This is a genomic window from Clostridium sp. 1001275B_160808_H3 (assembly GCF_015550425.1).
Taxonomy (GTDB): Bacteria; Bacillota; Clostridia; order Clostridiales; family Clostridiaceae; genus Clostridium.
Window position 1 is genome coordinate 130,135 of record NZ_JADNAT010000008.1, and the last position, 19,261, is coordinate 149,395.

13 protein-coding genes and 1 tRNA gene are annotated in these 19,261 nt (G+C 27.0%); 4 read left to right on the forward strand and 10 right to left on the reverse strand.

The features are described from left to right. Positions 1 to 208: 208 nt before the first annotated feature. From I2A75_RS07905 to I2A75_RS07915, 3 genes are all read right to left on the reverse strand, one after another. Positions 209 to 997 carry a Cof-type HAD-IIB family hydrolase gene (locus I2A75_RS07905; RefSeq protein WP_195263937.1) on the reverse strand — a complete coding sequence of 263 codons (789 nt, stop codon included), beginning with the start codon at positions 995 to 997 and terminating at the stop codon, positions 209 to 211. Between the two features lie 245 nt (positions 998 to 1,242). Continuing rightward, complete coding sequence (locus I2A75_RS07910; RefSeq protein WP_195263938.1) at positions 1,243 to 2,970, reverse strand: ferredoxin hydrogenase; 1,728 nt, start codon at positions 2,968 to 2,970, stop codon at positions 1,243 to 1,245. Positions 2,971 to 3,233: 263 nt separating this feature from the next. Next, positions 3,234 to 3,557 carry a DUF1622 domain-containing protein gene (locus I2A75_RS07915; protein WP_195263939.1) on the reverse strand — a complete coding sequence of 108 codons (324 nt, stop codon included), beginning with the start codon at positions 3,555 to 3,557 and terminating at the stop codon, positions 3,234 to 3,236. A gap of 142 nt (positions 3,558 to 3,699) precedes the next feature. Here I2A75_RS07915 and I2A75_RS07920 point away from each other — a divergent pair, with 142 nt between their 5' ends. Both I2A75_RS07920 and I2A75_RS07925 read left to right on the forward strand, forming a co-directional pair. Next, positions 3,700 to 4,587: a phosphatidylserine decarboxylase gene (locus I2A75_RS07920; RefSeq protein WP_195263940.1), complete on the forward strand. Its 888-nt coding sequence runs from the start codon at positions 3,700 to 3,702 to the stop codon at positions 4,585 to 4,587. Between the two features lie 121 nt (positions 4,588 to 4,708). Then, positions 4,709 to 5,512 carry a MurR/RpiR family transcriptional regulator gene (locus I2A75_RS07925; protein WP_195263941.1) on the forward strand — a complete coding sequence of 268 codons (804 nt, stop codon included), beginning with the start codon at positions 4,709 to 4,711 and terminating at the stop codon, positions 5,510 to 5,512. Between the two features lie 165 nt (positions 5,513 to 5,677). Here I2A75_RS07925 and I2A75_RS07930 read toward each other — a convergent pair whose 3' ends face one another. The 6 genes from I2A75_RS07930 to I2A75_RS07955 all read right to left on the reverse strand — a co-directional run bounded on the left by I2A75_RS07930 (position 5,678) and on the right by I2A75_RS07955 (position 12,390). Continuing rightward, on the reverse strand, positions 5,678 to 7,042 hold the full coding sequence (locus I2A75_RS07930; RefSeq protein ID WP_195263942.1) for a 6-phospho-beta-glucosidase: 1,365 nt from the start codon (positions 7,040 to 7,042) through the stop codon (positions 5,678 to 5,680). Between the two features lie 100 nt (positions 7,043 to 7,142). After that, positions 7,143 to 8,285: a DUF1887 family CARF protein gene (locus I2A75_RS07935; RefSeq protein ID WP_195263943.1), complete on the reverse strand. Its 1,143-nt coding sequence runs from the start codon at positions 8,283 to 8,285 to the stop codon at positions 7,143 to 7,145. Between the two features lie 136 nt (positions 8,286 to 8,421). Then, on the reverse strand, positions 8,422 to 9,837 hold the full coding sequence (locus I2A75_RS07940) for an FAD-dependent protein (protein WP_195263944.1): 1,416 nt from the start codon (positions 9,835 to 9,837) through the stop codon (positions 8,422 to 8,424). 452 nt (positions 9,838 to 10,289) lie between these two features. Next, positions 10,290 to 10,366: transfer RNA gene (locus tag I2A75_RS07945), tRNA-Arg, on the reverse strand. 82 nt (positions 10,367 to 10,448) lie between these two features. Beyond that, positions 10,449 to 11,333 (reverse strand): HAMP domain-containing sensor histidine kinase, encoded by an 885-nt coding sequence (locus I2A75_RS07950; RefSeq protein WP_243242083.1) that lies wholly within the window; start codon positions 11,331 to 11,333, stop codon positions 10,449 to 10,451. A gap of 295 nt (positions 11,334 to 11,628) precedes the next feature. Next, positions 11,629 to 12,390 carry a DUF1189 family protein gene (locus I2A75_RS07955; RefSeq protein WP_195263945.1) on the reverse strand — a complete coding sequence of 254 codons (762 nt, stop codon included), beginning with the start codon at positions 12,388 to 12,390 and terminating at the stop codon, positions 11,629 to 11,631. Positions 12,391 to 12,549: 159 nt separating this feature from the next. Between I2A75_RS07955 and I2A75_RS07960 the strand changes: the two genes are divergently transcribed. Together I2A75_RS07960 and I2A75_RS07965 are read left to right on the forward strand one after the other, a co-directional pair. Continuing rightward, complete coding sequence (locus I2A75_RS07960; protein WP_195263946.1) at positions 12,550 to 13,830, forward strand: L,D-transpeptidase family protein; 1,281 nt, start codon at positions 12,550 to 12,552, stop codon at positions 13,828 to 13,830. Positions 13,831 to 13,996: 166 nt separating this feature from the next. After that, a complete protein-coding gene (locus tag I2A75_RS07965) occupies positions 13,997 to 15,343 on the forward strand; it encodes a CCA tRNA nucleotidyltransferase (RefSeq protein WP_195263947.1) in 1,347 nt (448 codons plus the stop codon). A 161-nt stretch (positions 15,344 to 15,504) separates the two neighbouring features. Here the strand turns inward: I2A75_RS07965 and addA are convergent, their stop codons facing one another. Further along, complete coding sequence (gene addA, locus I2A75_RS07970; protein WP_195263948.1) at positions 15,505 to 19,260, reverse strand: helicase-exonuclease AddAB subunit AddA; 3,756 nt, start codon at positions 19,258 to 19,260, stop codon at positions 15,505 to 15,507. Between the last annotated feature and the right edge of the window lies 1 nt (position 19,261).

Sequence of the window (19,261 nt, forward strand, 5' to 3'; positions counted from 1 at the left end):
CTATAAATAAAAAAGCATTAGGTGGTTCATACCCAAAGGCCTAATGGCATGAATCCCTAATGCTTGCTATGCGAATATTATGTCCGGCGACATAACTACTCAAGACTATTTAATTGAAACAATATTATTACAATTTACTGTTATTGTCAATATTTAAAAATTCTAAAATAGTTTAATTATAATATTATACCTTGTATTATCTAATATTCTATTTCTCAATCATCATTTCTATACATTCACTAACGCTCGAAACATGATTATTTGCATAACCTTTTAATTCTTCTTCTACGTGATGAAAAGTGAAGCTATTCTTAGTTAATTTAAACATAGATAAATCATTATATGAATCTCCAATTGCATAAAGCTTTTCTATATCTAATTTATTAAGTTCTAATAATTTTTTTAGTCCATTTCCTTTTGAACAATCCTTAGGAGCTATATCAACAAAGTATTGATTTCTAAAAGCTTCTAAAGCATGTCCGTATTTCTTTATTAATAATTCTTTTGCTTCTTCAGCTTTATTTATATTCATATTTTTTGCAAATAAGCTTATAATTGAGTAATTTCTTTTTTCCGAAAATACATCTTCCTTTGATATTACACCTTTGAAGTAATCCATTAAATGTTCTATTCCACTAAAGTCTTCTGGTTCTATAAGATAATTGCTTCCTTCATGTTCAAAATGAACACAAATATCTTCCTCACCTATAAAATCTCTAAATACCTCTTCTGCAACTTCATTACCGATATAATTATCATAAATTACATTATCATTACTATCTATTATTATAGATCCATTGCATGCAACTATATAATCATATTTTATTTCAGGATATTCATTAAATATTTTATGTATTCCTTCTAGGCTTCTTCCAGTTGATATTATGAACTTATGTCCCTCTTCTTTAAGTTTTAATATAGCATTTATATCTTCTTCCTTAATAGTATTATCATGTTGTACTAAAGTTCCATCTAAATCACAAGCTAAGTATTTCATCTATATACACTCCCCTAATATTTTCTACTTTCAAATTATAACATATAGTACTAATTTTAATTTTTAAGATATGAAATTTTGCACTTAATTATATTTTTCTTATTATGCTTAACATTAATTATTTTCACTACACCATTCTTTGTGAAATATAAATAATTATTTTCAAATTATATATAAGAAAATCTAAAATAAAAAGCAAAATAACACTGATATCATGTTATTTTGCTTTTTTATTTTAACTTATTTTATTTGTTATATTTTATATGAAGTAATTCGTGAGCCTTTCCATGTCCTGGTTCCCCCATAAATGTTTCATACATTTTATTTAAAGCACCATTTTCATGTGATTTTCTCTTCTTTAATACATTTTTATCTTGGTTATATAATACTGATGCTCTTACGCTTCTGATATCCATAGTTAATCTATCTGAAGCATTTACATGAGGTTGTCCACCACCATTTACACATCCACCTGGGCATGCCATTACTTCTATAAAGTGATAGTTTTTCTCATTAATTTTTCCACTCTTCATAAAATCAAATAGACTTGAAGCTCCATTTATAACTGCAACATTATAATTTTCTCCACCAATTTCAACTGTAGATTCTTTTATTCCAGCTAAGCCTCTTACTTGCTCATATTCTATATTTTCTAAATCTTTACCTTCAACAAAGTCTTTCGCTGTTCTTAGTGCAGCTTCCATAACACCACCTGTTGCTCCAAATATAGCACCTGCTCCAGTGTATTCACCCATTGCTGGATCTGCTTCACTATCCTCAAGTTTAGCAAAATCTATTTTTGCATCTTTAATCATCTTTGCTAATTCTCTTGTTGTTATTACAGCATCTATATTTCTTATACCGTCATTTTCCATTTCAGGTCTATCAGCTTCATATTTCTTAGCAGTACAAGGCATTATTGTTACTGTAAATATTCTCTTTGGATCTATATCAACAACTTGTGGGTAATAGGTTTTACTAGCTGTTCCAAATATTTGTTGTGGTGACTTAGCACTAGATAAATGATCTATAAAGTTTGGATAATAATTTTCAACTTGTCTAACCCATGCAGGACAACAAGATGTAAACATAGGGAATGGCCCACCAGTTTTAATTCTTTGAATTAACTCTGTAGCTTCTTCCATTATTGTCATATCTGCTCCAAAGTTTATATCAAATATCTTATCAAATCCAAGCTGTCTTAAAGCTGTATATACCTTACCTGTAACATCTATCCCATAACCCATCTTAAATAGTTCTCCCATAGCAGTTCTAACTGATGGTGCCATTGCGACTATAACATGTTTTTCCTCATCTGCTAATGCATCTTTTACTCTATCCATATGAGATTTTTCTGATAAAGCATCTACAGGACATGCTGCTACACATTGTCCACATAATAAACAATTAGTATCATCAAAGCACTTTAAATTTTCTGGTCCAACTATTTTTTGTCCATCTACTTCTATGAACTTTATTGATTCAGTTCCTGTCTTTGTTCTACATGCAGCTACACATCTTCCACATGTAACACACTTTGTTCTATCTAAAACTATTGATTTACTTCTATCATCTACATATTCAGATTTATCCGCAACAACAAAAGGCTTAGAAGCTCTTGCTTTAGTTTTTATTACTAATTTTAAAAATTCACAGTTTTCTCTTCTTTTGCATGGTCCACATTTGAATTCATGCTTATCTAATAATGATGAAACTGTACTTTTAACTTCTTCTTGAACTCTTTCTGTATTAGTGTTAATAACCATTCCATCTTCTGGAACAAGGCAACACGCTTTAACTAAATCTTCTTGTCCTTCAACTTCAACTAAACATACTCCACATTGTCCAACATTGCTACAATCCTCTAAAAAACATAAAGCTGGAATATCTATTCCGTTCTCTTTAGCTATTTTCATTAAGTTTTTATCATCACTCACTAGAATTTTATTTCCATTAATAGTTATGTTTTTCATTATAATTCCCCCTATAATTGAATGGTAAGTAAATTTCTTTTGTTACAATATTAACAATTTCATTTTACACCATATTTACAATAATTACTATCCTTTAATTATTATTGTTTTCTTCAACTTTCCCACTTATGATTTTACGCTAAAAATTGCACATGGACAATGTAAAATTATAACCAAAGGTGTATTCTTTTAGTTCTTTTTATTAAAATACAAATTAAATACTTAAATTTATATCATTTGATATTAATGTTTAGTATCTACTTTTAACTATGCGTATCTGCTTTCATTTCCCAATGTATAACAAAAGCTAGTATAGCTCTTAAAATTATTATTGCCGCTAATATATACATCTCATCTAAAGACCTTACAATTACTGTTTTTAATATTTCTGCCCCTAACTTAAATTCAAGTGCAAGTGTTAATGACTGCGCAAATTCTACTTTTATAGGATAATTATTTCTAGTGATTATATTTAGTATAAATTTATAAAAAGCCTTAACCGCACCAACTATTATTATCAATATTCCCATTGATTCTAAAAGATGTATGGCAAATGGAGTTACCAACTCAACAAAATGCTCTATCAAACCTATCCCCTCCAAACTTGTCTTTATTACCAATTATCTTTTATAATAAAAAATAAGTAAAGTGAATTTAAACAAATTTAGAATTTTTATTGCATTTTTATGTTAATATAATACTATAAAATATATTTATTTGAGGTACCATATGATACAAGTGTATAATAGAAAAACAAACAATTATGAAGTAGAAAAGGTCGCAGGAGGAAATTATATAAAATGGTCTTATGATTCACCTGTTGGAAAAAGCATAACAGAGCTTTTAGTTAAGAAAAAGTTATTTTCAAAGCTTTACGGAGCTTATTGCGATACTTCATTAAGCAAGAGGAAAATATCTAATTTTATAAAAGATTTTGATATAGATATGAATATAAGTTCAAGTACGATTGATGATTTTAATAATTTCAATGATTTCTTTGTGAGATCATTAAAAAAAGATGCAAGACCTATTGCATCTGATAATAACCTTCTTATTTCTCCTGGAGATGGAAGATTATTTGCATATGAAAATATTTCTATTGATAAATTAGTTCAAGTTAAAGGAATTCACTATAGTTTATCTGAGTTAATTGGAGATAATGATATTGCTAAAGAATATGAAGGCGGAGTATGTCTAGTTTTAAGACTTTGTCCAACAGACTATCATAGATTCCATTTTATTGATAATGGAATCCCTATGCAAAGCAATTTCATAAATGGTAACTATTATTCTGTTAATCCAGTTGCTCTCGAAAGAATTCCTAAACTTTATTGTCAAAACAAAAGGGAATGGAGCATATTTAAATCTGATAACTTCAACGATATTATTCATATTGAAGTTGGCGCTACTTGTGTTGGAACAATAATCCAAACATATACTCCTGGTAATAGGGTTTTAAAAGGTGAAGAAAAAGGCTATTTTAAATTTGGTGGCTCAACTACAATTCTTCTATTTAAAAAGGATACAGTTAAAATTGATGAAGATATACTAAATCAAACAGAGCTTGGATTTGAATGTAAAGTATTAATGGGAGAAGTAATAGGAAAAAGAAACTAATATATTCGTATTTTTAATAGTTTCTTATGAACTATCGAAGTAAATATTAAGGTATAAATTATAACAGGTAACTAAAGTAAAATTTCTTATATAATAAAATATATTATAGGAGTAAGTATTTATGGGGGATTTAATATATAGATTATTATTATTTTTAAATAGCAGTAAAGAAAATGATATTAATTATAATATTGCAATAACGATGCTTAGAAATATACGTTCTATTCCTGATATGTCCATAAATAAGCTAGCTGATCTTTGTTTTACATCTCCAGCTGCTATTACAAGGTTTTGTCACAAATTAGGGTATTCTAATTTGATAGAATTTAAAGAAAATATAAAAATAAATATAGGTCATTATAATGAAGGTCTTATGAAGCCTAAAGCATTGTATTATGATCTTTCAAGAGAAGATATATTAAATAATATGTCTTTAGAAATCATAAATGAAATAGAAACCTTTAAATCATTTATAGATTTAAAGGTTGTTGATAGAGTAGTTGAACTTATTTTTAATAGTAATAATGTTTGTATATTCGGAACACAATTTTCACAATTAATGGCTCAGGACCTACAGCGTAAATTAGCTAATTTGTCTAAACTTATATATCATGCTAATGATGTTCAAGAGCAGGAAAGATTAGCTGATGATTTGGATGAAAGTTCCTTAGCAATTCTAATTTCTCCTACTGGTAGATTTACTCTATATCATGAAAGACTTTGGGAAAAGATAGAGAAAAGTCCCACTACAGTAGTTGTTATTACCGAGCAACATAAACCTGAATATATAAAAAGAAGTGATTATATAATTTATCTGCCACCTAGAAATGATTCAAATGAATATGTTCAAAGTCACAGATATGACTTAAGCTATCTAATTGAATATATTTATGTTAGATACGGAAGCATGTATAAAAACATTTAATAGTAAAAAAGTAAAGGTAAAAAACTTAAGGAAATCTATTTCAGGCTAGCTTCAGTAACTAAAAAGGAACTCAATTTTTAAATTGAGTTCCTTTTTCATTACATAACTCATCAAGATGAGTTATTTCCTTAATTATTCATTATGCATTGTCCATTATAAATTGCATTAAAACTCTGCTCTTTCTACCTTTTCAATTTTTTCTATAACATCTTTAAATTGTGGTAAATAATCTTTATGAGCTAATAACATTTCATTTAATAACTTTCTTCCTCTAACATCATCAGCTACTAAAGGATTAGTTACCATAGCTAATAATGCGGTATTGTAATCTCCTGTATAAGCTGCTTCTGCTGCTAATCTTTCAAATGATTTTATTTGTGCAACTAAGCCTTGTGCAAATATTGGTAAGTCAGTAACTGTTTCTACTGGGACTGGACCATTCTTTCCTACATAACAACTTACTTCTACAGCTGACTCATCTTCGAATTGCTTTAAAGTTCCATTATTTCTAGTATTAACAGCAATTATAGTATTTTTATCATTATATATTCCATTTATAACATTACATGCGACATCTGAATAATGGGCTCCACCACGTTTAGCTAATTCTTCTGGTTTTTCTTGTAGATTAACATCTTTATACATTTCAAATAATTTCTTTTCTACTTCCATTACTACTTCTGCTCTAGTCTTTCCCTTTTTAAATTCTTCTAATTCACTATTTATCATATCTCTTGTTTTGTAATAATATCTGTGATAAGGACAAGGAATTACTCCAAATGCCTTCATTGTTGCAACATCCCAATCGAATCCCTTTATATTTGCCATTGTTTGTGTCTTTGAATCAGGTGCTGTTAATTCTTTTATAACTTCTGCTGTAACATCATTACCATCTAAATAAACTTTTTCTGCATAAACCATATGGTTTAATCCAGCAAAATCTACTGTTACTCTATCACTATTTACACCTAATATATCAGCAAATGAATATTGTAACCCAATAGGAACATTACAAACTCCTACTACCTTTTTATGAACTCCATATCTTAATAAAGCTTCAGTAACTATTCCAGCTGGATTTGTAAAGTTTATTAACCATGCATCTGGACATAATTCACTTATATCCTTAGCTATATCTAATATTACTGGTACTGTTCTTAATGCTTTAAATAATCCACCAGCCCCATTAGTTTCTTGTCCTAAAAATCCATGACTTAGTGGAATTCTTTCATCTTTAACTCTTGCAGGTAGTAACCCTACTCTTAGTTGTGTTGTTACAAAATCTGCATCTTTTAAAGCTTCTCTTCTATCTAAAGTTAAATGAATATTCATTGGCACTCCTGCTTTTTCTACCATTCTCTTTGCTAGTGCACCAACTATTTCTAACTTTTCTTTACCTTCTTCAATATCTACTAGCCAATAATCACTTACAGGCATTTCGTCATATCTCTTAATTAATCCCTCTACTAATTCAGGTGTATAACTTGATCCTCCACCTATTGTAACTATCTTTAAGCCTTTTCTATCCATGTGCCCAACCCCCATAACATTTAATATTCTTTTTTCTATATCTTAATTATATCTGCACATTTCAGAAAACAATTTCAAAATTTGAAAATCTAATTTAATTTTAATTTTTTATAACTATATTTTTTATTTCAGTTTTAAACTTTTCTTCGTTACCATTGAAAATAATAAGATTTATCCCCATTTCTTTAGCCCTTTCTTTAACTGCAGCTTTCACAGGTTCTTTTGTTGCAACTAAAATCTTATATACCTTTTCTCCACCAATTTGCTTACTATAAACATCTAGCTCATTTAGAGCATCTTCATTATATTTATCACTATCCTTACATGATATACAAATAGGAACTGAATCCTTTACTGCAACTACATCTACTTCATTTCTAACAATTTTACTCTTATCATTCCATAAGAACATAACTCCACTTCTCACTTCATCTATTTCTTTAATTTCACTAATCATAATATTAGTTGCCATCTCAAGCCAAGTTCCACTTTTAAATATAAATGATTTTAAATATTCATTTTTAAAATTAACATGAATCTCATTATTAGAATCCTTAATATAATCTATCCCATTAATTTCCTCTAACTTGTTTAATATTTTATTTAATATGCTTTTTTCCTCTTGTTCTAAAAATTCAGCTTTTATAGTAACCTTTTTAGCGTCCTGATAATCATGTATGAAAATATTTGAATCATATAACTTTTGCTTATATTTATGCCATAGCCCTAAATTTTCATATATCTTTTTAGTTAAATAAATTAAATCCTCTTTATCACAAAGACTACTTGCATCATTTAAAAGTTCTCCTCCAGATGCCTTGATAAGATTATCTAATTGCATATCTTCATATTCTTCCTTAATAACTTCAATACTCTTACCAAATGTATATAAAAATTTATTTTTTATATCTACATATATTGAATTCAATAAATTATCTTTACTTATATTCAATAATGCCAAAGAGTTTACTCTGCTACCGCCGGTTAAATTAACTAATATATTTCTATTTTTATTTTCATTTATTATTTTAATTAATTTATCAATTTCGCCTTCATTGATAATTGCCTTATTAAATTTCACATTTGGAATATAGTTTTCATAATACCTTTTTACAGAATCCATTAGAATTTCGTTATTTTTATCATATATAAACAATACTTCCTTTGGATTAAATTTTTTAGTTGCTAATATATTTGCTTGATTATGCTCATCTAATTGGTTTATTAATATATCTACATTCATATCTCTAATCCTTCTTTTTTAATTTATATATTTCTAATTTATCCAAAGGGGATAATTTTATCCTAAATAAACATATATATATTATATTCCTACAATACAAAAAGAGAGATCTCATCAAGAAACCTCTCCTTTTGTGTTAGTTAAATAAATGTCTCGCTAAATGCACTCCTGAACATGATGCCATCATTAATCCTCTCGTTAATCCTGCTCCATCTCCAATAGCATATAAATTTTTAATATTTGTTTCTAAATTCTCATTAAGTTTAACAGAATTTGAGTAAAACTTTATTTCAGGTCCATATAGTAAATTATCAGGATTCGCAAATCCCTTTACTACTTTATCCATCTCTAATATAAAATTAACTATATTAGTCATTGTTCTATATGGAATTCCCAATGTTATGTCTCCAGGCATTGCAGTTTTTAATGTTGCCTCTACTGAATTATTTTCAAGTTCTTCCTTCCAAGTTCTCTTACCATTTAATATATCTCCAAATCTTTGAACAACAACTTCTCCATTGGATAGTAGATTTGTAAGCTCAGCAACTTTATTTGCATATTCTATTGGTTTTTTAAATGGTTCAGTAAATTTATGTGAAGAAAGTATTGCAAAGTTTGTATTTATACTTTTCTTTTCCTTATAAGCGTGCCCATTTGCTAATGAAACACCATTATCATAAACTTCTGCTGCTACAAATCCATCAGGATTTTGACAGAAAGTTCTAACCTTATCTCTAAATGGAGCTACATTTCCAATAAATTTACCTTCATACATGAGTTCATTTACCTTTTGTATATCTCCTTCTGATTTCATTTCAAATCTTACACCAATGTCTACTACTCCAACTTCCTTATCTATCTTATGCTTATCGCATAAGGCAGATAAGAAATCAGCACCATTTCTTCCAACTGATATAACTACTTTATCAGCATAGTAATCTCCATTTTCAGTTACCACGCCTTTAGCCTCACCATTTTCGATTATAATATCCTTAACTATAGTTCCAAATATTATTTGCACACCGTTTTCCAATAAATAATCTTCTAATTTTCCATAAAGCTCTCTCGATTTTTCCGTTCCTAAATGTCTAATAGGAATATCCACCAAATTTATATTTTCTTTTTTTGCTTTATCCTTTATCTTCTTTATTTCATCTTTATGCTCTATTCCCGCTATATTCTTTTCTCCCCCAAATTCTAAATATATCTCATCACAATAATCAATTAAATCCTTTGTACTTTGATGTCCAATTATTTCTGGTAGATTTCCTCCAACTAAAACTTCTTCTGAATCTTTATCATATAAAGATAGCTTTGCATCAGAAAATGCTCCTGCTCCTGCAAATCCAGTAGTTATATTACAATATGGCTTACACTTAACACATTTATTTAATTTTGGTATTGGACAATATCTTTTATAAACAGATTTTCCCTTTTCAATAATTAAAATTTTCTTTTCTGGATTAATTTTTGAAAGCTCATAGGCAGTAAATATACCACTAGGTCCTGCACCCACAATTACAACATCATATTTATTTTTAATAAAATTCATTTGATAGCCCCCTTATATTGCGAACATTATTGTAAATCCATAAACAATTATACGCCATTTTATAGGAATATCAATGCTTTTTTATAATTTTAATATTTAATTTTCATATTTTTAGTAAAATTTTCTTAAAAAAATAAAAAATTGTAGTTACTACACTTATTTTTCTGATAACTACAATCTTGACTATACAAAATGTAGTTACTTTTTAAATTTTATAATAACTACATTAATCTTATTTAACTAATTCATTCTACTCTTTACTCTATATAATCATATAACATTTATCTAAATGCTAAAGAAAAATGATTTATATAATAAAGCGGATATTAAATAACTCACTTCTTTTTTGCTTATAAAAAGCTCTAAAGGGCAAAACATTTGGCAAAATTCATATTTTAATTTATTTTAAGCAAAATAAAAACCCTGTAAATATGCTATTTACAAGGCTTTTCTGGTACGGCGGAGAGGATTCGAACCCCCGACCAACTGGTTCGTAGCCAGCTACTCTATCCAACTGAGCTACCACCGCATATAAATTTTTAACAATATTTATATTATCATAACTACCTAAATAAATCAAGCAACTAATTTTTATAAAATATTATACTTTATTAATTATTATATATATCTGAAAATTCCACTTCTAGCATTTGTATTTTACTACTTTCGTCTCTTATGCAAAAATCATCTTGTTCATCTACAATCGTTATAGGTAGAGTTATTATGAACTCACAACCATATCCCTCTTCACTTTTAAGCTCAATATTTCCATCCATAGATTTTACCAAGTAATTCACTAAATCCAATCCTATCCCACTTCCTGAATTCTCTCTATCTTTTTTATTAGATAGTTGATAGAATCTATTAAAAACCTTTTCTTGATATTCCCTTGATATTCCTGGACCCTCATCTCTTATAGATATAGTGATTTTATCTCCCATAACCATTATATTTATATACACATTTGTATTAGTATATGAAAACTTAATAGAATTTGATAATAAATTCATTATAATTCTATCTATAACATCTGGATCTACTGCCATTATGCATTCTTCTTCATTCGTATCGAATATAAGTTGTATATTTTTTTGTTTAGCATATTTATCTATACAACTTATAGTACTTTCAATCATAGATATAATATCTATATTTTTTTTATGTAAAATATAGTAATTATTCTCTAGTTTTGTTGTGTCAATTAGGTTATTTACTAACTTTAACATCTTCAGACTATTTCTTTTTACTATTTTCATATATTCTAGTGCTTTTTTATCATTAAGAGAAATGCTACCATAATCTATACATTGCATAATACTTAATATTACATTTAAATGTCCTCTTAAATCATGCGAAATATTAAGCAAAAAATTTTCTTGCTTACTATTTTTATCTATTAATCCTGTTATGATACTTACTGACTCTTCATTTGTAAAATTAAAATTTCCATTTAATATAATTTCACTTATATCCATTTTATTATCTAATTTCCCCATAAATTCATTATTAATCATGATAATAGTTCCTTTCATAACAGTTTTAGACTTTGTTTAAAGATTATATACATAGTTTACCATATGCGTATTTCTCCAACAAGTGATTTTGATTTTATTTTCCAAAATATTGAATATAACGTTAACTTTACATATTTTATATAAAATTATTATTATATTAATCCATAATTAACTCTTATATTTTATAAATATTATCATTACTTAAATATTACTTATATTAAAAAAAAATCTTAACAAACAATTTAAATTTATCTGTTAAGATTTTATCATTTTCAAGCTAAATTATAATATTTCTTATTTTATTCATCGCAAGTATTAAATAAATACCTGAAATTAATATACTAAATGATCCTAATGGATAAACTAAATTAATTAACGTTGGCAATGTCATTGCATAAATACATAATTTAAAAACATCTCCATAATTTATGTTAATATTATTCATTTTACTTAGAATTACTCCTACTAATGATAGTATAAATGAATTAAATAAAAGAACTACATAAGTATATAGAAGACTAAATATAAAAATACCATATTTTAATATCCCCATAATACTTGTCGCCATTAAAATTGTTTCATTATCCATATTATTAGAAAATAATGGAATATCTCTATATTTAAATGAAAGTACTTCATCATAAGCTCTATATGATATTCCGTCTTTCAGTATGGATACTGAAACATCCTTGTGAATTACAATCTTTCTTATAGTCTCAATTTCTTCAAGTGATATATTAGTGTTAATTAAAACAAGGAACTTCCCCTTTTCTCTTTTTATAGGAGAATTTTTAAAATCTAATATTCCATCCTTCATTTCGAATTCAAATTCATCACTAGTCATCATTTGCTCAATAGAATTTTGTATTGTTGTCACACTAACAAAATTCATAATTCCTGATATACCTCCAACTAGCACACTTAATAATATAGAATATATTATTGCATGAGAAAATCTTAATCTTAATAATTCTTTATATTTTCCTACTTTAAAAATACTAATTTTAACTTTATTTATAAAGCCTATATTATCTTTCATAATTACCTCCAATTATATGGAATTTAATGCTTAATAAATATTCTATCATATGTATTCGCTTTTATAAACAGATCTTATTTTCATAAAAATTTATTTTTAAGATTAAAGTTTGAGCTTTTTGTTAATGATTAATAGTATAAGTTGTAAGGAGGTATAAGGATGTATAATACTAAATCCAAACCCAAGAATAAAATTTCTATCTTTATGATTCTATCTTTTATCGCTTTATTTATTTTATTAGGATTTGGAGCAAATATTTACTTAAGCTCTCAATATAATGAGGTAACTTCTAGCTTTTATAGAGCCTTTAATAATTGTGAGTTTTCTGATGCAAAAACTACTTTAAATAGTAAAGTTTTATCTTTAAAGAAAAAACAACTTAATTCCGATTTAAATAATTACTTTACAGATATAGTTGATAAAATATGTACTTCTTTATCTAAAAATGAAATTAGTACTAATCAAGCCTTAAGTGTACTAAATGAAATTAAAAGCTATAATGTATTAAGTTCATCTTTAGATAAATTAATTTCAGCATTAGATGATAAAGATAGTGACGGCATAACCTCAACTACTGAAGATAATTCTAATAATGAAATATCTTCTAAAAATGATGATTTTAATACCTTAAATCCAAGTAATGATGCTAATGATATTTCAGCAGATACGGATAATTATTTAAATTTAGGTATTTCAGCCTTTAATTCAAAGGATTATTCAAGAGCAATGAAATATTTTAGTCTAATCCCTAGTTCATCAGATAATGATTATGAACTAGCTCAAGAATACATAGAAAAATGTAAGTCAAATTATAAAGATTACTTACTTGAATCAGCTGATGAATTAGTTGCAAATAAATATTATACTAAAGCAATTGATTTTTTATCTGAATATGATTCAAAATTATTAGCTAAAAATGATATAACTGAAATAAAAAATAAAATTAGTTCTATAAAGTTATTTAGAGAAGAATATCAAGGAGATGATTCTGAATATACTTCGAACGCGATTCTCCAATCTATAACACTTAATAATGTAAATACCTTATCTATAAGTAGTAAAACTAATTATTTTGTTTACTTAAATTTAGATGAACAAAAAACTTACGTTTATGAAGGCTCAACTAATAACTGGGATTTAGTTAAAGAATTTGATTGTTCTACAGGGCTTCCTGGTAAGGAAACACCTAAGGGAATATTTGCAGTTACTAATAGGGGGGAATGGTTCTTCTCTGACGAGTTTGGTCAAGGCGGTAAGTATTGGGTCCAATTTATGGGTGATTATTTGTTCCACTCTCTTCCTTTTGATGAAACACAAAGTGTTATTTTAGATGATACTCTTGGTACTCCTGCCTCTCATGGATGTATAAGATTAAATGTAGAAGATGCTAAGTGGTTATATGATAATGTTGCAAATGATACCAAGATAATCATTAATTAATCTATATAAATATTTTTAAATAAGCCATATAAAAAGAGATAATTTCTCACTTTATATGGCTTATTTTATACTATTATAAATCACATAAATTATATACTTAATTTATTTATCAATTATATGATATTATGTTTATAATAATATTATCGATTTTAAAGGTAGGGTAATAATGAATATATATATTCCAAATGAAGTTAAATTTATTATAGATACTTTTTATAAAAATAATTTTGAAGCCTTTATGGTTGGCGGTTGTGTTAGAGATTCAATTTTAAATAATTCACCTAAAGACTATGATATTACCACATCTGCAAAACCAGAAGATACATTATATCTTTTTGAAAAGACAATTCCAACTGGCATAAAACATGGTACGGTAACTGTGCTTATAAACAATAATCCATATGAAGTTACAACTTATAGAACTGAAGGAAAGTACATAGATAATAGACATCCTTCATCTGTAAATTTTGTTACGGATATAAGAGAAGATTTATCTAGAAGGGATTTTACCATAAATGCCTTAGCTTATAACAAATCAGCTGGTCTTATTGATTACTTTAATGGTCTCTCTGATATTGAAAGTAAGATTATTCGTTGTGTCGGAGAAGCAGATAAAAGATTTAAAGAAGATGCGCTTAGAATGCTTCGTGCAATTAGGTTTAGCTGTCAACTAGGCTTCGATATAGAAGAAGAAACTTATAATGCCATATTAAATAATCATGAACTAATTAGTAATATAAGTTTTGAAAGAATAAGAGATGAACTTTGTAAGATATTAATTTCTGAGAATGCTTCTAAAGGATTAAGATTATTAAAAGATACAGGCCTATTAGAAATAATTCTGCCTGAAATATATAAACTAAATAACTTTACTCCAAAGTGCACAAATCATAACAATAATATATTTCAACATACTCTTAATGTAATTGATAATACATATGATAACTTAATATTAAGATTATCTGCATTATTTCATGATGTGGGGAAACTAAATACTCTTACTCGCAATGAAAATGGATTTTATTATTTTCCTAATCATAATATTGAAAGTTCAGTAATGACTAAAAAGATATTATCTAAATTAAGATTTGATAACAGTACTATAAATATAGTTTGTAAGCTAATAGAACACCATTTAGTATTGAATGTTAATTATCTACCATCAAAACCTGAAGTAAAAAAATTATTAAACATTATTGGAAATGAAAATATAGCCCTTTTATTTGATTTGCAAAGAGCTGATATTAATTCCTTAGATAATCCTAAAATATTTTTAGCTAAAGTAGACTATATAGCTAACTTAGTATCTGAAATAATAGATAATAATGAGCCTCTTAAAATTAAAGATCTTAACATAAGTGGTGAAATATTAATAAAATCCTTCAATTTAAAACCTGGTAAGCTAATTGGAGATACTTTAAACTTTTTATTGAATAAAGTCTTAGAAAATCCAGATTTAAATACTAAGGAATCATTATTAAAACTCTCTCATGATTTTATAAGCATCTTATAAACCCGTTATTTATCTTTAAGTACTATTAACTAAAACTTTTTAAGCTATGTATTTAAGAGTATATTTAACTAAAAAATACAAAAGTGGATGTATTGAATTTTCCTAGCATACTTAGCGAAGGATAGTTGGTACATCCACCTTTATAATTTTATATTACAAATTTACAAATTCATTTTTTCTTCTTTATTTAAGCCAAATAAATAAAGATAGCATTCCTTAACTTCTTTTCCTGTAATCTTTTCTACAGCATCTTTATAATATTTAATTTGTATTTTATACTTGTCTAAAATTTCACTTTCTTTTCCATGCTCAACGTAATCAGTTTTATAGTCTAATAAAATAATTTTATCTTCTTCTTCAAATATACAATCTATTATACCCTGCAACCTAACATTTTCATTCCTATACAGATCTTTTGGCAAAGTACTATCAATATTTAAGCTACTTATTTCAGTATAAAAAGGTAATTCTCGTTTAACTAATTTTCCTGCATTAAATGATCTTAAAAGTCTTTTTCCCAAATTACTCTTAAAAAAGCTTATAAAACTAATTTTTTGCACAGCTTTTATTTCTTCTTCAGTAAGTAAATTCTTATCTTTCATAGAATATATTTGAGTCTCTATTTCTTCTTTTGTATTGACTTTATTCAAATCTAGCTTTTGCATTATAAAGTGCGCTATTGTACCTCTTTCTGATGCTGATAAACCTTTTTTCTCTTGTAGGAATTTTGGTTTTAATACTTCTTTATCACTAAAAATATTTACTGTAATAACATCATCATTTTCATTATTATAAAGAGATCTTTTCAAATCAGAAACAGAAACATTACTAGGCAACTTACCTGCTAAATCATATTTATATTTATAATTTAATCTTCTTTCAATTTCTTTATCTATATGATCCACATCCGAATTAATAAACAAATCTGTTTCTTCATTTTCATCCACAGCTACTTCATTTTTTTCCACAGTTAATAAATTTTTAGTCCACATTTGTGTCTTCCATGTTGAAAAGTCATTAACTATTGAACTATTATTTGCTCCAATATATTTTTTTAGTTCTTCTCCATCTCTGTGCTTACATATAGCCATTCCAATCCAATCTAAATAACTTTTCCCCTTTAATACCTCTGATGCCGGAACAATTTCATCATCTAAAGCTGCTGACGAAGCCCATCTTGAGATTGATTTTTCTAAGTTTCTTGTAGCCCCTGTAATAATTAGTTTTTCTTTTGCTCTTGTAAATGCAACATATAGTATTCTCATTTCTTCTGAAAGAGTCTCAAATAATATTTTTTTCTTTATTGCTTCTTTAGCTAATGTACTATAAGAGTTTCTTCTTTCTAAATCAACATAGTCTGGACCTAATCCAAGATCATCATGATATAAAATAGATTTATTTAAATCCATTAAGTTAAATTGCTTACCAAAACCACATGTAAATACTACTGGAAATTCTAGTCCTTTACTCTTATGAATACTCATTATTCTAACAACATCTTCATTTTCACCCAGTATTTTTGCACTTCCCATATCCCCTGATGAATTCCTAAGCTTATTTATAAAATTAATGAAGTTAAATAATCCCTTAAAGCTAGTTTGTTCAAATTGTTTTGCTCTTTGGAATAATATTTTTAAATTTGCCTGCCTTAGCTTACCATTTGGCATAGCTCCAACATACCCATAATAAGCTGTATCCATATAAAGATACCAAATGAATTCATCTATTGGAGTATAAATTGATTTATTTCTCCATTTTCCTAAATTATTTATAAATATCTTGCATTTATTTTTAAGTTCTTCATTTACTTCATATATGTCATCAGAAACACCTTTTATTATTTCATAGAAGTATTTTTCCTTATCTAATAATCTTATATCTCCAAGCTCTTCTGCACTAAAACTTACTAAAGGTGATCTTAATACAGAAATCATAGGAACATCTTGCATTGGATTATCTATAACTTTTAATAATGACATCATTGTTCTTATTTCTATAGTTTCAAAATAACCTGTTCCTGTATCAGCATAAACAGGTATTCCTTCAGATCCAATCTCTTCTAAAAATATTTCAGACCAATTTCTAGTTGCTCTTAATAATATAACTATATCCTTATATTTTAAAGGTCTATATTCTCCAGTCTCCTTATTCAATACTTTAAATACTTTACCTGTTTTAGGATCTGGATTTAATAATTCTTTTATCCTTCTAGCAACTATCCTTGCCTCTAGTCCTATTGAATCAATATCTTCTTCCTCTTCTACTAAACCTTCACCATCATATTCTTCTACTTCAGTAGTATATTCTCCTGACTTATCAAGAATATGAAGTTCTATTGGTCCTGCTATCATTGTATTTTCATCATTATTTTCTTTGTAGCTGGCTCCAAGATTAAGAGCTTCCTCATCATTATATTCAAGTTCACCTACAGTCTTAGACATTACTTCTTTAAATACATAATTTACTCCACTAATTACTTCTTCTCTACTTCTAAAGTTCTTATATAATTGTATTTTTCTATTTAAATCACCATCTTCTAGTGGATATCTGTTATATTTATCTAAAAACAATTCAGGTTTTGCTTGCCTAAATCTATAAATACTTTGCTTAACATCTCCAACCATAAAAACATTCGGATTTTCTAATGTTTTTCTAGAAACTAAATCTATTATTGCTTCTTGAACATTATTAGAATCTTGATATTCATCAACTAAGACTTCATCAAAGTATTCTCTAAAGCCTTTTGCAACGCTAGATGGATGTATATTATCTTCTTCACCATTTTCTATAAGTATCTTTAAACATAAATGCTCTAAGTCATTAAAATCTAGAAGATTTCTTTCTCTTTTCTTTTCTTTAAATCTATTTATAAATTCTAATGTCAATTGACTTATCATTTTCATATAAGGGTATGAATTTTTTATTCCATTTAAGGCATCTTCTACTGTCATTGAAAAACTATCTTCAATCAACTTTGATGTTTTCTTTTTGATGCTATCTCTTATACCCTTGACTATTTCTAAACTTTCTTCATCTGAAACTTTATCTTTTTTAACTGATTTTAATCTAGAAAAACTTATATTATTGATAGAAGAATATAGTTCCTCTATTCCTAAACTTAGTGATTCTTCAATCGACTTAAACATATCTAAATCATCTAAGAATGTTGCTTCATATGGCTCTAAACCTTCAGTATCTCTTATTATACCTATAGCCTTTTCTAACATCTTAATATATCCATTTACTTCAATATTTATAGTTTCTTTCAATATATCTATCCATATAGTTTTATTTAAATCATCTATAGTTTCTATATTAAACTTTTCAGCATTATTGATTAACCATTTTTCTGGCCAAGGCCCACTCATTGAAAATCTATATAAATCTAGTATTATATCTTTTAATCTTTGATCATCTCTTGAGCCACTGTATGCTTCTATTAGATTTCTAAATTCTGTATTTTCACTTTCATAGTAATCCTCAAACATATCATTTATAACTTCTAATTTTAGCAATGTATTTTCTGTTTCATCAGCAATTCTAAATGTAGGATCTAAATCTATAACATGATAATAGTTTTTTATAACATCTAAACAAAATGAATGCATCGTAGTTATATTAGCTCTACTCAAAAGAGTTAATTGCCTTTGCAATACTTTTGAATTTGGATTTACCTCTAAAGCCTTTGATATTGCAGCTGCTATTCTTTCTCTCATTTCTGCTGCTGCTGCAGATGTGAATGTAACAACTAATAATCTATCTATGTCTACTGGATTGTTTTCATTAGTTATTATTCTTATTATTCTTTCTACTAAAACTGCTGTCTTTCCTGAACCAGCTGCAGCAGCTACAAGTAAGTTAGATCCTCTAGTTGTTATTGCCTTAAGCTGATCATCAGTCCACTTTGTATCTCCCATA

Excerpts from the sequence above, each read along its gene's own strand:
- I2A75_RS07905 (WP_195263937.1), bottom strand. The coding sequence starts at position 997 with ATGAAATACTTAGCTTGTGATTTAGATGGAACTTTAGTACAACATGAT.
- I2A75_RS07910 (WP_195263938.1), bottom strand. The coding sequence starts at position 2,970 with ATGAAAAACATAACTATTAATGGAAATAAAATTCTAGTGAGTGATGAT.
- I2A75_RS07920 (WP_195263940.1), top strand. The coding sequence starts at position 3,700 with ATGATACAAGTGTATAATAGAAAAACAAACAATTATGAAGTAGAAAAG.
- I2A75_RS07925 (WP_195263941.1), top strand. The coding sequence starts at position 4,709 with ATGGGGGATTTAATATATAGATTATTATTATTTTTAAATAGCAGTAAA.
- I2A75_RS07930 (WP_195263942.1), bottom strand. The coding sequence starts at position 7,042 with ATGGATAGAAAAGGCTTAAAGATAGTTACAATAGGTGGAGGATCAAGT.
- I2A75_RS07935 (WP_195263943.1), bottom strand. The coding sequence starts at position 8,285 with ATGAATGTAGATATATTAATAAACCAATTAGATGAGCATAATCAAGCA.
- I2A75_RS07940 (WP_195263944.1), bottom strand. The coding sequence starts at position 9,837 with ATGAATTTTATTAAAAATAAATATGATGTTGTAATTGTGGGTGCAGGA.
- I2A75_RS07950 (WP_243242083.1), bottom strand. The coding sequence starts at position 11,333 with ATGGGGAAATTAGATAATAAAATGGATATAAGTGAAATTATATTAAAT.
- I2A75_RS07955 (WP_195263945.1), bottom strand. The coding sequence starts at position 12,390 with ATGAAAGATAATATAGGCTTTATAAATAAAGTTAAAATTAGTATTTTT.
- I2A75_RS07960 (WP_195263946.1), top strand. The coding sequence starts at position 12,550 with ATGTATAATACTAAATCCAAACCCAAGAATAAAATTTCTATCTTTATG.
- I2A75_RS07965 (WP_195263947.1), top strand. The coding sequence starts at position 13,997 with ATGAATATATATATTCCAAATGAAGTTAAATTTATTATAGATACTTTT.
- addA (WP_195263948.1), bottom strand. The coding sequence starts at position 19,260 with ATGGGAGATACAAAGTGGACTGATGATCAGCTTAAGGCAATAACAACT.